Source organism: Deinococcus malanensis (genome assembly GCF_014647655.1).
Taxonomy (GTDB): Bacteria; Deinococcota; Deinococci; order Deinococcales; family Deinococcaceae; genus Deinococcus; species Deinococcus malanensis.
On the sequence record NZ_BMPP01000014.1, the window covers coordinates 84,307 to 99,709 of the forward strand.

At 64.6% G+C, this 15,403-nt stretch carries 14 protein-coding genes; 4 read left to right on the forward strand and 10 right to left on the reverse strand.

Going from position 1 to position 15,403, the window contains the following annotated elements; all coding sequences use genetic code 11:
• Together IEY49_RS15520 and IEY49_RS15525 are read left to right on the forward strand one after the other, a co-directional pair.
• A partial coding sequence (locus IEY49_RS15520) for an NPCBM/NEW2 domain-containing protein (protein ID WP_229780844.1) occupies window positions 1-1,222 on the forward strand: 1,222 nt, incomplete at its 5' end.
• A 287-nt stretch (window positions 1,223-1,509) separates the two neighbouring features.
• A complete protein-coding gene (locus IEY49_RS15525) occupies window positions 1,510-1,878 on the forward strand; it encodes a hypothetical protein (protein WP_229780852.1) in 369 nt (122 codons plus the stop codon).
• Between the two features lie 1,466 nt (window positions 1,879-3,344).
• On the opposite strand, the gene IEY49_RS15530 is transcribed toward IEY49_RS15525, so the two are convergent.
• Entirely contained in the window at window positions 3,345-3,524 is a 180-nt protein-coding gene (locus tag IEY49_RS15530) for a hypothetical protein (RefSeq protein ID WP_189010412.1), read from the reverse strand.
• 520 nt (window positions 3,525-4,044) lie between these two features.
• Between IEY49_RS15530 and IEY49_RS15535 the strand changes: the two genes are divergently transcribed.
• Window positions 4,045-4,521 carry a hypothetical protein gene (locus tag IEY49_RS15535; protein ID WP_189010414.1) on the forward strand — a complete coding sequence of 159 codons (477 nt, stop codon included), beginning with the start codon at window positions 4,045-4,047 and terminating at the stop codon, window positions 4,519-4,521.
• 182 nt (window positions 4,522-4,703) lie between these two features.
• Here IEY49_RS15535 and IEY49_RS15540 read toward each other — a convergent pair whose 3' ends face one another.
• Complete coding sequence (locus tag IEY49_RS15540; protein ID WP_189010416.1) at window positions 4,704-5,591, reverse strand: EamA family transporter; 888 nt, start codon at window positions 5,589-5,591, stop codon at window positions 4,704-4,706.
• A 104-nt stretch (window positions 5,592-5,695) separates the two neighbouring features.
• On the opposite strand from IEY49_RS15540, the gene IEY49_RS15545 reads away from it, so the two are divergent.
• On the forward strand, window positions 5,696-6,613 hold the full coding sequence (locus IEY49_RS15545; protein WP_189010418.1) for a LysR family transcriptional regulator: 918 nt from the start codon (window positions 5,696-5,698) through the stop codon (window positions 6,611-6,613).
• Window positions 6,614-6,883: 270 nt separating this feature from the next.
• Here the strand turns inward: IEY49_RS15545 and IEY49_RS15550 are convergent, their stop codons facing one another.
• The 8 genes from IEY49_RS15550 to IEY49_RS15585 all read right to left on the reverse strand — a co-directional run bounded on the left by IEY49_RS15550 (window position 6,884) and on the right by IEY49_RS15585 (window position 15,354).
• Window positions 6,884-7,801, reverse strand: coding sequence for a DMT family transporter (locus IEY49_RS15550; RefSeq protein ID WP_189010420.1), 918 nt, complete (start codon window positions 7,799-7,801; stop codon window positions 6,884-6,886).
• A gap of 397 nt (window positions 7,802-8,198) precedes the next feature.
• Window positions 8,199-8,438, reverse strand: a complete 240-nt coding sequence (locus tag IEY49_RS15555) for a hypothetical protein (RefSeq protein ID WP_189010422.1) — start codon at window positions 8,436-8,438, stop codon at window positions 8,199-8,201.
• 116 nt (window positions 8,439-8,554) lie between these two features.
• Window positions 8,555-9,769, reverse strand: coding sequence for an MFS transporter (locus IEY49_RS15560; RefSeq protein ID WP_189010423.1), 1,215 nt, complete (start codon window positions 9,767-9,769; stop codon window positions 8,555-8,557).
• Window positions 9,770-9,851: 82 nt separating this feature from the next.
• On the reverse strand, window positions 9,852-10,784 hold the full coding sequence (locus IEY49_RS15565) for a carbohydrate kinase family protein (RefSeq protein WP_189010425.1): 933 nt from the start codon (window positions 10,782-10,784) through the stop codon (window positions 9,852-9,854).
• A 28-nt stretch (window positions 10,785-10,812) separates the two neighbouring features.
• Window positions 10,813-11,904 (reverse strand): NAD(P)-dependent alcohol dehydrogenase, encoded by a 1,092-nt coding sequence (locus tag IEY49_RS15570; protein WP_189010427.1) that lies wholly within the window; start codon window positions 11,902-11,904, stop codon window positions 10,813-10,815.
• Window positions 11,901-13,460 carry a mannitol dehydrogenase family protein gene (locus tag IEY49_RS15575; RefSeq protein ID WP_189010429.1) on the reverse strand — a complete coding sequence of 520 codons (1,560 nt, stop codon included), beginning with the start codon at window positions 13,458-13,460 and terminating at the stop codon, window positions 11,901-11,903. The genes IEY49_RS15570 and IEY49_RS15575 overlap by 4 nt, the downstream gene beginning before the upstream one ends.
• 120 nt (window positions 13,461-13,580) lie before the next feature.
• Complete coding sequence (locus IEY49_RS15580) at window positions 13,581-14,426, reverse strand: carbohydrate ABC transporter permease (RefSeq protein ID WP_189010431.1); 846 nt, start codon at window positions 14,424-14,426, stop codon at window positions 13,581-13,583.
• Between the two features lies 1 nt (window position 14,427).
• On the reverse strand, window positions 14,428-15,354 hold the full coding sequence (locus IEY49_RS15585; protein ID WP_189010433.1) for a carbohydrate ABC transporter permease: 927 nt from the start codon (window positions 15,352-15,354) through the stop codon (window positions 14,428-14,430).
• Between the last annotated feature and the right edge of the window lie 49 nt (window positions 15,355-15,403).

Sequence of the window (15,403 nt, forward strand, 5' to 3'; positions counted from 1 at the left end):
AGCGAGTTACCCCTGGTCCTATACAGCCCCCGAAGGCCGCCTCACTACCCTGAGCCTGACGCCCGGCGAGAACAACCTGTACTTTGAACCCATCCTCGCCGCCTCCAACGGCTGGGGTCCCGTCGAAATCGACCGCAGCAACGGCGAACAGGCCGCCGGAGACGGAAAGACGCTGAGCATCAACGGGAAGACGTACACCCGCGGGTACGGCGTTCATGCGGGCAGTGAACTGCGCTTCAGCCTCAAAGGCACCGGAGCGAACTGCACACGGTTCACGGCGGATGTCGGGGTGGACGACGAGGTCGGCAAGAAAGGCAAGGTGGTGTTCCAGGTGTTCCTGGATGGCGTCAAGGCGTACGACAGCGGGGCGATGAAAGGCAAGGACCCCGCCCGACAGGTGGACCTGGACATCACCGGCAAGCAGGAACTGAGGCTGGTGGTGACGGATGCGGGGAACGGCATCAACTTCGACCATGCTGACTGGGCGCAACCCAAGATCTTCTGCGTGGCCACTACACCCCCCACGACCCCGAACGTGCAGATGAGCCTGGCTCCACAGGAGCTGCTGCTTTTCCACAAGCACAGCGCGAACCTGAAGGCGACCTTCTCGTCAAACGTGAACCTGGGCGGCCCGCTGGATCTGCGCCTGGAAAAGACCGCACCCTACAATGTGGATCTGCAACTAGTGACCACCCAAGTGGACTTCAGCGGTCCCGGGACCGCGACACGCGACATCACCATTGCTGCACCCTACGGGCTCCCCCTCAGGAGTGAGGATCAGCGCGGTTCGTACCGGCTGATCGCCAGCCGCAATGGGCAGGACGTGGCGAGCGCGCTGGTCACGATTGACGTGAGGCGCCTGGCCATCACGACACGCTTCGAGCCGGCCTCCGTGAGTGGCCGGGATGGAGAGACAAAGCGGGTGACGGTCGTCGTGACGATTGATCCTCCTCTCGAGGCACCGGTGGAACTTCGCGTGTACTTCTCAAATGAATTGTCGAAGGACAGCCTTGCCGAGATCGTGAACGTTGGTCCCAGCCGGGGCGATGGTGGGACCATGATGGCCGACGTGGACATCCTCTTTAACGACAATCCCACGTTGCCGGAAGATCTCCTTCTCAGGACCGTCAGCATGTCGGTGCACGTGGTGGGCATCAGGGAGTACCGGACGCCAGGCTACGGGGATCGGTGGGCGCCTTTGGAACTGAGAGTCATTCGCTGACCCACATCAGGACAACTTCAATCCGGACCACCGTGTAACAACGGTGGTCCGGGTCATGCTTCTAAGACTTCATATCTTCAGGTGAGCCATCAGACTGCCCAGCTTCCGTTTTTGGGATGGCTTCTAACTCGACTCTGCCACTTCTTTTCAGGCCGAGCTCGGCCACAAAGCACAGCGGAACTGGTGCCCGGTGTACCTCCAAGGCTTGCTGCTCATTCCAGGCTTAAAACAGCCGATCTAGGGTGGATTGCTGATGGGCCCGCTCGCCTTTAGGCTAAGGTGTGGACATGCAATTTGTGGGGACTGTACTCGTCATGGCCAGCGTCGCGGCCTTCTCCTGGCTGACCCTGCGCGTCTGGCAGACCCGTTCACCGAAGACTGCACGCTTCCTTCCCCTCCGCTTCCTGCACGCCTTCACCACCGTGTACTTCCCCCTGGTCGCGCACAGCTATCTCGAGACACTCCACAGGGTACAAACCGAATATGCCAACAATGCCCTCAATATCGCCATGGCGTGGGGTGATCACCACAACGCGGTGATATTTTCTCGTGGCGCTGCTTTGGTGATCGCCGTGTACACGGTCATCTATGTGGTGGCAGTCCGCGCACATGTACAACGCGATGGCGCACGGCTGGCCCCCCATCAAAATACCTAAGGGGCATCAAAAAGCCGGCTCCTGTAACGGCGCAAGATCAGTTTTGAGGAGTACCAAGCTCAAAGCCGTATCGGACACAGAAAAGAAGTGGCAGAGTACAGCTAAAGGAGTTCCTGCATGCGCCTGGGCTGGTGTCCGTCATCTTCGCTGATCGTGTTGGCCCCCTGCCTGTGCGTGAGCTGGCGCGGGCAGGGGAGAGGTGGGATGGGGGTGGGGGAGGTGACTGGAGGCGGGTTTCTTTAGATACATTTGCACGTTCACCTGTGCAAAATCGACCGAACTCCAGGCCGTACCGAGTGCTCCTTCCAGAAAACTACCCTCTGCCGCTCTGGGCACGGCACGGACGACCGGGTCACAACCCCACTCTAACGACGAGTAGACTCGGTGTGATTTCCGAAATCCAACGGTTTTTGCTCCACCTCAGGTGGTAGACGGTCTTTGCGTTCAAAAAAGGGGCCAGGTATGCCTCCCGTATGATCGGCCCGCGGTTGAAAGAAGACGCTGTTGGTCCGCATCCCAGGACCGCCCTGCTGCTCTCTGCCCTTAAACAGGGTGTGGAAAAAATGTCGTGCTTTCTCAAGCAGTGTCATGCCTTGTTTCATCTGCGTCTCTCCCTTCTGTACCTGATGGTTTCTTCGCGGTTCTTCGCTATCTGGGATTCCAGGGGTGTATGCTTTGACGTCCAGAATTAACGGGATCCACCAGATTTGATCTGAGGTTCAGTCAGATGCATCCAGGGTTTCACTCCAGTTTTGGTGGCAGGATTAGCATGTTCAAGACAGGTTTTGACTGGATCACAACGTCTGACATACCTTCCAGACGGCGGTAGGTCACCCCAAACCTATCGTCCTGATCGGCGGGAACTCTGCACATCGTTTTCAGGAAGCCTGGGCACGAACCGGTCGACGGTTGCGGGAGGCGTTGGCTCCACTCGGGCAAGGACTGCACCTCTGGTGTCCTGCACCGCAGCTTCTGAGTGAAGTGCAGCGACGGACCGCACTCGAACGTCAATGTCGTAGCCGCCTGTGGTTCTGACATGGTCCCACTTGAGCTCAGGGCCGCAGCAAGAAGAACGAGGCTCATGCCTGACAGTACCGCAAGGTCCAGGCAGGCGTGAGGGCGTTTGCGTTCTACTGGGACACCTTGGTTCTGATGAACCTTCCTGGAGACGGAAATCCCGGAGCCACAGGCCTTACTTTTATCCGGAACGTGAACCTGCGTACGGCCCGGCGCTTCCCACTACGTACGACGCCACCGCGCCGGCAGTACAGACCGCCGCAGATGAAAGCGTCTACGCGACGGAGGGGTGATGGGCCCTGGTGAAGACCGAGCAGACGGTCGGGGTTGACTCCCGGCTGTGGTGCAGGAGGAGTGCCCAAGTGGGTGGACCTCATGTCCACCCGCCCTTTTCGTACGCCTTTGCATGGAACGGAGTACGGGCACATCGTCTTGCGGTGGCACGGCATCTACCCGTAGAGCCGCACGGCCATCAGCAGTTTGATGCCAGTCACCGCCAGGACGCCCAGCCACCACCACTGCTCGGCGGGCGGCAGGTGGGAGGTCTGCGCGCCTTCCAGAAACGCGCGGCGTGCGCGCACGGCCAGGGTCAGGGCGAGCGCGCACAGCGCCAGGTCCAGGAAGTCCACCCGCCAGCCGGACGTAATGATCGGCGGCGACGAGCCGAAGCTTACGGACTCGTCCCTACCGGCGTTCTGGGTCCATGAGGTGGAACTGCGGTGGGTGACGCCGAACGTGAGGTTGAGCAGGAACCCGGATGCGGCTACGGCCAGCGCGACACGCTAATCCCGTCGCAGCGTCATCAAGGCGGGAGTCACAGCCTCAGTCATGGCTGAAGTCTAGTCGCGCTCCCGGCGGTCGGGGAGAAGATTTGTCGGGCTCCAGCTCCGGTGGCCTCTCGCCGTGGAGCTGGCGTCTGGCAGTGGGGTCCTGAGTAGCTTTCCAACCTGTGACGCGTACCGCAGCACCCGGGGTGTGAAACGCGATTTCCTCTGTCAGCCCTTGCCGGGGCAATCTATCTCGTTCGTGACGAATTGGCTCGTCCCCGTCAGCCCGGATGTCCGGAACTCGCCACCTCGAACTGGTGGCAGGCCTCCCCCAGCAGCTTGACGCCGTCTGCGACTGCGCTGCTTATGAAACACTGTTCACATGACAACCGTGACGGGTCGGGTGGGTGGCCGTTCCCAGGGCTATGACGTGAAACTCAGCGGCACCAGCGACCAGCTCAAAGGAAGGATTGGCGGGATGCATGTCGGCCGTGACCTGAGGCTCCAGATCACAAGAACGCAGATCACAGGACGGCTTGGTGGCTCGAAAATTGGCCACGATGTCAACCTTGCGCTGGGCGACCATACCCTGTCCGGTCGCTTGGGAGGCGGGATGCTGGGCAGGAACGTCGACCTGACCGCCAGCGGCAGCAGTGTGGCTGGGCGTTGCGGTGGACTGATGAGTGGTTTTGACGTGATGCTCACGATCACGGACGATGGGGTGAAAGGGCGGTTGGGCGGGGAGAGGATTGGCGCGGATGTCAGCCTGACGGGCGACGCCCCTCCCCTGGTGATGGCTCTCGCTGCGACGTTGGCGTACGACAGCCTGTTGGAGGACTCGACCGTCGCTGCCGGGTAGTGGCTCCGGCTCATTGATGAGCGAACACATGGAAGTGACTTACTCGCTTCTGGTGCTCGCATTCTTCCCCACCTTCCCTGATCTCATTGATGCTCTGCCTGGGCGTGTGCTGGTGCGGGAAGGGGAGAGGAGTGAGGTGGGGTGAGGAGGAATGGGGATGCTTTAGCAATACATCCTCACGTTTACAGGACTTTATCGCTCTGGTCAGGAGCCCGCGGGGTCCGGGTCGTGAGAGCGGTGCCCGCACTGGCCACCACGACCAGTGTCACCGCGACCCAGCCGCTGAGTGCCAGCACCTCATGCAGGAACACCACCCCACAGATCGCTGCCACCGCCGGTTCCAGGCTCAGCAGCACGCTGAAGGTCCGCGACGGCAGGGTACGCAACGCCACCAGTTCCAGCGTGAACGGCGCTGCACTCGACAGCACCGCCAGCGCAGCACCCGTCACCAGCAACCCAGGCGTCAGGTGACTCAGGTCTCCAGACAGCAGCACGAACGGCGCCACCGTCAGCGTGGCCACCACCATCCCGACCGCCACGCCGGTGCCACTGGGCATCACCTCAGACACCCGGCTGCCCAGCAGCACGTACGCCGCCCAGCACCCTCCAGCCAGCAGGGCCAGCAGCATGCCCAGACCATCCGTGCCCCCGCCACTCCAGGGCGTGATCATCGCCACACCCACCCCGGCGAACAGCACCCAGATCACATCCAGCGCCCGGCGTGATCCCGAGACCGCCAGCAACAGAGGCCCGACGAACTCCAGGGTCACGGCCAGCCCCAGGGGGATGCGTGCCAGGGAGAGGTAGAACAGCAGGTTCATGGTGCCCAGCACCACCCCGTACGGCAGCACTGCCCGCCACTGCGCGGCCGTCAACGTCTTCAGGGCCGGCCGGAACACCAGCAGCAGGATCACGGCTGACAGCCCGATTCGCAGTCCCGTCGTGCCTACTGCTCCCATCAGCGGGAACACGCCCTTGGCGATGGCCGCTCCGCCCTGCACGCTGAGCACCGACAACAACAGGGCCGGCACAGCCGGCAGGACGGGAAGCGGTGTGGCGAGACGAAGCATGCCGCTCAGTGTCGGTGAGGGCTCCTCGCTTGCCTACGGGGCAACATCCGAGACTCGCATGGACAGTCATCGGAACTTCCGGGGACCCGGCAGTACAGTGAACCATGCCCGCCACGGCCACCCTGATTCAACTGCGCGCCTTCGTCGCTGCGGCAGAATCTGGCAGTTTCGGGCGGGCTGCTGTGGTCCTCGGCCTGTCCCCCAGCAGTGTCAGTGAAAGTGTGCAGGCGCTGGAGCAGCTGCATGGTCAGCCCCTGTTCCAGCGGTCCCCCCGGGGCATTACCCTCACGCCGGCCGGGGAGCGTGCGCTGCCTCACGCACGGCTGACCGTACACCACAGTGAAGACTTCGCGCTGGCCGTGGACGAACGCCGCGCACTGGAAGGAACGCTGACCGTGGCGACCTTCCGCAGCCTGGGCGTGCACCTGCTGCCTCCCATCCTGGCTTTGCTGCGCCGCCGCCACCCGGGACTCCAGGTCCGAATCCTGGACGGCACGCTCGGCGAGGGTGGAGAGCAGCTCGTGCAGGACGGCCGGGCCGACGTCGCTTTTCTCGAGCTGAGCGCCCAGACCCCGCTGTTGACCCAACCCGTCATTCACGACGATTACGTGGTCGTGTGCCCCCGTTCCCACCAGGCTGGTCCACTGACTGCGGATATGCTTCAGGCTCAGCCCCTGTTGCTGTTCCCCCAGGAGCACGCCTGCAACGCGACCGTGCACCGCCACCTCCAGAGCTTCCTTCCACCTGACATGGTGGTGCAGGAGATTGCCGAGGATGAAGTGATGCTGTCGATGGTGGAACACGGCCTGGGTCTCGCCGTGATGCCCCGGCTGGCCGTGTTGCCCCTGCGGGAGAACCTGATGGTTCATCCCCTGCCGGTCCCTCTGCCGCGCGTGCTGGGCATCGCGATCAAGCCGGGGCGGACCGGGTTGCCACACCTGCGAGCCTTCACGGAGGCCCTCCGGGCATACCAGGCCACGCCTGCCTTCGCACGGCTTCAGGCCCTCCTCCAGTCCGCCTGAAGGGACAACCAGAGTCAAGCGCTCAGGAGTGCCCCCCGCTGAGCGCGGAAAGCCTTTCACCATCCATTTCAGGCACACAGCAATCCTCTGACTGCATTGTCACTGCACAATGAGAAATGCTTGTGCACAGGCTGATTGTCGTTGGCACTTGAGCAGGTGGAACCAGGCCGCTCCTCGACCTCGCGGCCCATTTCCCCGCTGACTTTCCGGTCGCCATCTGCGTGACCCCCACATCCCGGCCTCCACTCCCAGCCACCTGCTGATTCAAGCTCAGGTGTCCTGCCCTGCCTTTCTTGCGTTGGCCATCGGCACAAGCTGGCTGTAAAGCAGTCCGCCGATCATCAGCACCGCGCCAAGCATGCCGCGTAGACCAATGGCCTCATGCAGGAACACCAAGGAGGCAAGCACGGTGAACAGCGGCTCCAGCGACAGAATGATCACGGTCTCGCTGGGACTGACCCGGCGCTGGCCGTGAATCTGACACAGGTACATCCCCACCGTGCCGATCAGACTGACAAACACCAGCGCCCCCCAGGTGCTCACTGGCGGCAGGTGAAGCGGGGTGGCGGCGAGGGATGCCTGCCCGAACATCCATACGGCGCTCAGCAGGGCGTTCGTCAGGATGCTGATGGTGGTTAAGGTCAGCGCCGCGTGGAGGTGAGCGACCTTTCCCAGGAACAGCACGTAAGCGGTGTAGCTCACGGCCGTGCCGAGCACCAGTGCGTCGCCGATGTTGAGAGGGGTGCCCTCGAGAGAGAGAAAGGCCAGGCCCACGAGGCACAGGACCGCCCCAATCCAGACCGCTGAGGGCACCCGCTGACGCGCCAGAAACGCGGTAGCCAGCGGTGCCAGAATCACCGCGAGGCCAGTGATGAACGCGGCACGGTTGGCCGTGGTGAACGCCAGACCAGCTGTCTGGGTGCTGACGACGACGAACAACAGCACGCCAATGACAGCGCCATGCCGCCAGAGATGGGGTGAGGTGGCGTGACGCAGGAAGGGCAGCAGCGGCAAGGCCGCGAGGACATACCGCCAGGTCATGAGTTCGGCGGTGCTCAGCACGGTGGTCAGGTTTTTCACCACCACGAACATGGTGCCCCACACGAAGGCAACAAAGAGCAGCAGGCCCACCCCCAGAAGGTGCGATGCCGGAGTGGGAGGGACGGTTCGAACGGAGGGAGAAGACATGGCACTTCCTTGGTGGAGAGGGCAATTTTGTAGAGCGGTGATTGACAGGGACTTTTTACGTGCAGCACGCATGGTGCGGACAAGTTGGCCGTCTGCGGCAGGTGCGCACTACACAAGCATGGAGTTGGACAGCCCGTTCTGGAGGTCGAACTCAGCTGAGCGACAACGATGGTACCGCCGTCTCGCCTGCGCTACACCCTGATTCTTTCAGGCCTCTGTGTCCCGCCCTGCGTGCCTGGCTTTAGCGATGGGCCTCAGTTGGCTGTAGGGTGAAGCGGCGGTGAGCACGTATGACAGTATCTGGTCAGCGTGGAGTTCCGAGCGCGAATCCCACCCCTCTCACGGTCCGGATCACCCCGTGACCACCTCACGCAGGCTCTCCACTGTCCGCGCGTCCTCATGGTTTCCGGCGTGTCGACACGCGCGACTGGATGTGCTGCTGATCCAGTGGCAGAAGTGGAGGAGCCAGCAATGCGGAGAGTGGAGCGGGTGGGCCACTGTCTGCGGGGGAAGACGTGGGTGGGCGGAGCACCACGTGTTTCCAGACCAGGCTCATGGGTTCATCCCGGCGGGGCGGGTAAGGGTAGCGCTCTGCCAGCAGGGTACGTACCCACTCGGGGAGCAAGGACTCGCTCATGACAACCTCCGAACAGCACGCAACGGATGACAGATGGGACTGACTTCACCAACTGCTGGGCCTGCACCACGCGGCTGGTTCATCCACTCGGCAGGGCGGGCGCCCGAGAGCGGCATTTACCCCGGGACGGTCTCCAGCACCGGTTCCTGGCGCCCGGCCCGCGTCAAGCCTTCGTACACGGCCAGCAGCAGCACCGCAGCGATGACAATAGAGAACCCGATCGCTTCCAGGCCCGCCCAACGGGTGATCACGCCGATCAGCGCAGTGAGGGCCGCGCCGCCCAGGCCACCGGCGGCGATCTGAAAGCCGATGGCGCTGTTCGCGTGTGCTGCACCCACCCGCATCGGGGTCAGGCTGATCAGTGACGCGAAGATGGGCGCGAAGAACAAGCCGAGCATCATCAGCCCAGCGGTGGAAAGCCATTGGGTCGGTTCGAGCCAGAACAGCACTGCACCAGCCACACTGGCGATCAGGCACCACCGCAGCGTAGAAACCAGCGACACCCGGTGGGCCACCACGCCGAACAGAATCCGTCCGGCCATCAGGCTCCCCCAGTACAGGCTCACGTACAGCCCGGCGGTGGTTTCGGGAACCGCGCGGCCGAGGGTGAGCAGCGAGTAGCTCCACTGCGCGGTGGCCACTTCCACACCGCCGTACAGAAAGCAGGTGAGCATGCCCAGCCACACGACCGGACGGCGCAGGGTGTCCCGCGTGCGCGCGGCGGGAACAGGCGGGGTGTGCGCCTCACTCGCTTTTACCCCATCCACCCAGCGCTGACGGGTGAAGAAAAACGTGAGAGCGAGCAGCAGTTGGGTGCCGCCCACGATGACGTAACTCCAGCGCCACACGTTCCCGGAAGTCAGGACGCCCGTGACGATCAGCGGTCCCATGGTGGTGCCCAGGCCCCAGGAGGCGTGCAGCCAGTTGAGGGTGCGGGCGCTGAAGTGCACAGCCCCGTAGGCGTTCAGGCCCGCGTCGATGGCCCCCCCGCCAAGTCCGGCGATGAAGCTGAAAGCCAGCAGTACGGGCCAGTAGGAGGTCAGGGCGAAGCCGAGCAGGGCGAGGGCGGCGGCCAGCGTCGACAGGGCCAGCATGCTGCCGATCGGCAGGACACGCAGGATCCGGCCACTGAGGAAACTGGCGGTGAGGTACCCGGCGGTCGCGAAGGAAGCCAGCAGGCCCAGGGCGCCGAGGGGCACGTCAAAGGAACTGCGGATTGAAGGCCACGAAACGCCCAGCAGGCCATCCGGCAGTCCCAGACTGAAGAAAGCCAGGAAGGCGAGCAGTACCAGGACCGGCCGCCGCGAGAGGGAAGAGAAAGATGAAGTCATCCCGGAGGAGTCCGGCGGGAAGGGCACAAAAGTGTAGGGTCGTGCATCGTCACTTCCCTTCGCCAGGAAGACTGATGGCTTTTCATTCCAGGTGGCCTGACCCGACCTGAGCGACCAGCGCGGAGAGGTCAGCCTGGGTGGGGGCGTAAGCTCCAGCACGGCGACAGGCCGCCGCGGCCGCCTGCAAGCCCATCTGAAGGTGGTCTGCCCACGCTGCTTCCAGCCGGGTGGTGGCACTCACCAGCATCCCGGCGCACAGCGCATCCCCCGCGCCAACCGTATCCACGACCTGCACTGGAACGGCTGGGAGGTCAAGGTGACCCGCTGGGTGCAGTAAGGTCGCGCCCTGCGCCCCACGCGTGATGACGATGGGACACTCCGGATTCAGGGCACGCAGGTGACGCACCACGTCGTCCTCAGGCTGGTCCGGGAAGAAAAATTGGAGGTCCTCATCGCTGAGCTTGACCAGGTCCGCCTGCCGGATCACCGTTTCGAACACCCTGGGGTACTCCGGATGGCGGTGGGTGATGCGGGCATTCGGGTCAAAACTCACCCGCACGCCCGCCGCCCGGGCGGACTGGATCAACGTCAGCAACGTGTCCGCCAGGGGCCAGCGACTCAGGCTGATCCCCCCGACGTGAAGCCACCGCGCCGCTCTCATCCAGCCCTCCGGGAGCCTCCCGGGATCAAAGTGGAGGTCCGCGCTGCCTTCCCCCAGAAAGCGGTACGCCGGCGGGTCCAGCTGATACACGACCGCCATCAGGGTCGGGGCGGGGACCTGCTGAAGGAACCGCGGGTCCACCCCCGCCAGGGCACTCTCGCGGACGAGGTCATCACCGAAGTTGTCCTGCCCCACCGCTCCGGCGAACGCGGTCCGGACACCCAACCGGGCGCAGGCCCGGGCGACATTCCAGCCGGCTCCACCCGGATGGGCGTTCCAGTGCGGCCCGCCCGCCGTCACCAGATCCGTCAGCGCCTCCCCTGCACTCACGATGAGTGGCAGGCCTTCCGGCACGGCTCCAGGAGAGGGAGGCGGGGACCGCTCAGCCAACGTCGATCATCACCTTCATGCTGGTGCGCTTCTCGCGATCCGCGAATTCGAACGCCTCAGGCGTCTGGTCGAACGTGTACCGGTGCGTGACCAGCGTGTCGAGGTTCACCGCCCCGCTTTCCACGAGGGCGATGGCCGCGGGGTAGCAGTTGGCGTACCGGAACACGCCCCGGATGGTCACTTCCCGGCTGGCGGCGGACACGATGTCCAGGCTGACCTCCGGATCCGGCGGCAACCCCACCAGGACGGTCGAGCCTCCCGGGCGGGGCGCGGCGAGGCTCAGGCGGGTGGTGGGCAGGCTTCCGGCCGTCTCGAACGCCACGTCCACGCCGGCATGCGACTCAGGCAGGTCTGAACGGGTAATTTCCCGAATCCGCCCGATGGGGTCCTCATGCCGGGCGTTGATCGTGTGGGTGGCGCCCACCTGACGGGCCAGGTCCAGCCGGAAATCCTCCAAATCCACCGCGATCAGGGTGGTCGCGCCGGCAGCCTTGGCAGCTTGCAGTGTGGTGCACCCGATCGGACCAGCCCCAAAGACCGCGACACTCTGCCCTGGGGTGACCTCTCCCTTGCGGGCAGCCCACACGCCTACCGCGAGCGGTTCGATCAGGGCGCCCGCGTCGTCACTCAGGCTGTCCGGGAGTAGGAACACGAAATCATCCGGCCAGATCACATGCTCGGACAGCGCGCCGTGAACGGGCGGCGTGGCCATGAAGGTCATATCCGGGCAGAGGTTGTACTCGCCGCGTTTGCAGTACGCGCAGCGCCGGCAGGGGTACCCGGGTTCCAGGGCGACCCGGTCGCCGGCCTTGACCCGGGTGACGCCTTCACCGACGGCGTCGACCACGCCCATCACTTCATGGCCGAGGATCAGGGGCGCGTCCACCACGTACTGGCCGATCTTGCCGTGGGTGTAGTAGTGGATGTCACTGCCGCACACCCCGATGCGGCGCACGCGCACGCGCACCTCGCGGGGACCGGGAACACCGACGTCGCGGGTCTCCCACCGCAGGTCACGAATGCCGTGCAGAACACTGGTGCGGGAGGAACGGGCAGGAGCGTGGGGGAGCTCAGTAGAAGTCATGGGGCTTCCTTATGCGCCGGGGTGCTGCGGCCCGGTTGAGGGTGAGCAGCCTCGGACTTGGCTGGAGAGATGGGGGACGGCTGGTGCGGCGCGATCGCCTGGAGTGCCCCGAGGGGACCGTGGGTGTCCAGGACTTCGAGTGCATTCAGGTACGCCGTGCGGAACACCGTCTGCTGCCCGAGGTTCCCGAAAATGTCCTGAAGTTCGAGGAACGCTCCCGGCCGCTGGGTGTCACGGACCGCGGCGGCCGTCAGGGCTTCAGCGCGGGGATCGACCAGGGCGGGGTAGCGTCCCTCGTGCGTGGCGGCGACGTACCGGCTCCAGGCGGCCACCACCAGGGCCGAGCGGTCCACGGATCCTCCCGCGGCGAGGCGCTCCCGGACGACGGGAAGCAGGAATTTCGGGATGCGTTCGGATCCTTCGACCACCAGTCGGGCAAGGGTGTCCTGAATGGCGGTGCTGGAGAAACGCGCGATGAGCTGCTCCCGGTACGCCGCGAGGTCCACTCCCGGCACGGGGTGCAGGGTGGGGGTCGCTTCCTCCGTCATGTACCCCATCAGGAAGTCCACGAAGAGGGGGTCCTGGCAGACTTCGTGCGCGTAGGTGTACCCGGCCAGCAGGCCCAGGTGGCCCATGGCCTGATGCGAGGCGTTGAGCAGCCGGAGCTTCATCAGCTCGTACGGTTCCACGTCACGCACGACCTGCACGCCCACCTGTTCGAGGGGCGGGCGGCCCAGCGTGAAGGTGTCCTCCAGAACCCACTGGGTGAAGGACTCGGCTACGACGGGCCAGGCGTCGTCAATCCCGTACTGGTCGGTCACGTCCTGCTGGACCTGCGGGGTGGTGACGGGCGTGATGCGGTCCACCATCGAGTTGGGAAAGGCCACGTGCTGCGAGATCCATTCGCCCAGCTGCGGGTCTTTCAGTCGGGCGAAGCTGATGAAGGCGCGGGCAGTGACGTGACCGTTGCCCTGCATGTTGTCGCAGGACATCACCGTGAAGGGCGCTATGCCGCGTTCCTGCCGCCGGCGCAGGCCCTCGGTGATGAACCCGAAGACGGAGCGGGGCACGGCACCTGCGGTCAGGTCATGCTGGAGGTCCGGCGTGGAGGGGTCAAATTCCCCGGTGGCGTTGTTGATGCCGTAGCCACCTTCAGTGATGGTCAGGGAGACGATTTTGGTGGCGGGGTCAGCCAGTTTCGCCAGGACCGCTTCGGGGCTGTCCGGCGCGTACAGGTACTCGCGGATGGCGCCGATGACGCGCGCTTCTGAGTGTCCCTCCGGGGAGCGGGTGACGAGGGTGTACAGGTGGTCTTGCGCGGTGAGGACGTCACGCATGCGGGCGTCACCTGGCAGCAGACCCACGCCGCAGATGGCCCATTCGGAGCTGGCCGCGGTGTTCAGCAGGCGGTCGAGGTACATGGCCTGATGGGCGCGGTGAAAGGCACCCACCCCGAAGTGAACGATGCCGGACTTCAGTTGTGTGGGGTCGTAGTGGGGGACGGCGACGCTGCGGTCCAGGGTGGCGAGGGTGGAGGCGTTCAGTTTGACCGTCATGGGAACTCCGGATTCCATCGAACGTGGGAAGACTTGGGAAGGTTGCCGAAGAGGGGCGGGAAACGGGCGGAGGAGGCCCGGATGTTCCGGGTGGACCGGCGCCCTCGCCCCCTCCCGGCTTTACTTCACGGCGCCGAAGCTCAGGCCCCGGACCAGCTGGCGCTGGGCGACCCAGCCGAAGATCAGCACCGGCAGCACCGTCAGGACGGCTGCGGCGCTCAGCTGCGCCCAGAACAGGCCCATGCTCGTCTTGAACGACCCGATGAACACACTCAGCGGCGCCGCGTTGGAACTCGTCAGGTTCAGCGCGAAGAACACCTCGTTCCACGCGAAGATCAGACACAGCAGGGCGGTGGCGGCCATGCCGGGAGTCGAGAGTGGCAGGGCGATCCGGAAGAACTCCTGGCCCACGGTGGCGCCGTCGACCTTGGCGGCCTCGTAGATGGCGAAGGGAATCTCGGTCATGTACGAGTGCATCATCCACACGACCAGCGGCAGGTTCATGGTGGTGTACATCAGGATCAGACCCGGCAGGGTGTCGAGCAGCTGCATGTTGCGGAACAGCAGGAAGAGCGGCACGATCACCCCGACGGCCGGCATGAATTTGGTGCTGAGCATCCAGGTCAGGATGCCCTGGGCGCGGCGGGGGGGGTACACGGCGAGCGCGAACGCGGCCGGCAGGCCCAGGATGAACGCCAGGATGGTCGAGCCGACCGCGGCGATCAGGCTGTTTTTCAGGGCGGGCAGGTAGCCGGGCAGGGCCCGTTCGAAGTTGTCGAGGATGGGCATGAAGCTGAACACGGGTGGAGCGGCGAAGGCCTGCGCTTCGGTCTTGAAGGCCGCCATGAACATCCACACCAGCGGGAACAGGAAGGCCGCGGCGAGCAGGTACGTGAGGACGGTCAGCAGGATGTTGCGGACGCGGTGGCGGTCACTGACGTTACGGGTGAAGGGTGTGGCAGTCATGTCAGCCTCCCCGGCTGCTGGTGGAGCGGTTGATGAGTTTGAGCAGGTACACGGCCAGGATGTTGGTGAGGATCACCGTGATCACGCCCGCGGCGCTCGCCAGGCCGATGTTGTACTCGGCGAAGGCCTTCTGGTAGATGAAGTACGGCAGATTGGTGGTGGCCACACCGGGGCCTCCGGAGGTGGAGCCGTAGATCTCGCCGTACACCTGAAGCAGCGCGATGGTCTCCATCAGCACGACCACCTGGATGGCCTGCATCCAATGCGGCAGCACGATGTGCCGGAATTCCTGCATGGGGCTGGCGCCGTCGAGCCGGGCGGCTTCGATCTGGTCGTCAGGCAGGCTCTGGAGGCCGGTCAGGAGGATCAGCATGGCGAAGGGCGTCCATTCCCAGGTGACCATGGCGATCACGCTGGCCATCGGGAACTGCGCGAGCCAGTCGACCGGCTGACCCCCCAGGCTGGCGACCACCCAGGAGAAGAAACCGAACACCGGGTTGAGCAGCATGTTCTTCCAGATGACGGCCGTGACGATCGGCATGACCAGGAACGAGCTGATCATCAGCGTGCGCAGCAGGGCGCGGCCGGCGAACTGCCGGTTGAGCAGCAGCGCGAGGGCCCCGCCGAGGATCAGGGTCAGGAGCAGGCTGCCGCCGGCGAGCAGCACGGTGTTACCCAGGATGCGCAGGTTCTGCGGGTCGGTCAGCAGCGTGACGTAATTCTGCACGCCGATGAAGGGCCGGCTGCTGGGATCGACGAGGTTGTACCGGAAGAACGAGTAGTACACCGTCATGAAGAACGGCACCTGGGTCGTGAGGATCAGGTACAGCATCGCGGGCCAGATCAGGACGGCGGGCGTGACGCGCAGGCCACGCTTGCGGGCGGGGGGGACGTGCGTGGCGGTGTAGGGGGGCGTGACCGTGGTCATGAGGTCTCCTCAGGGAAGGCGCGGGGCCGGTCGTGGCAACTGATCTGAA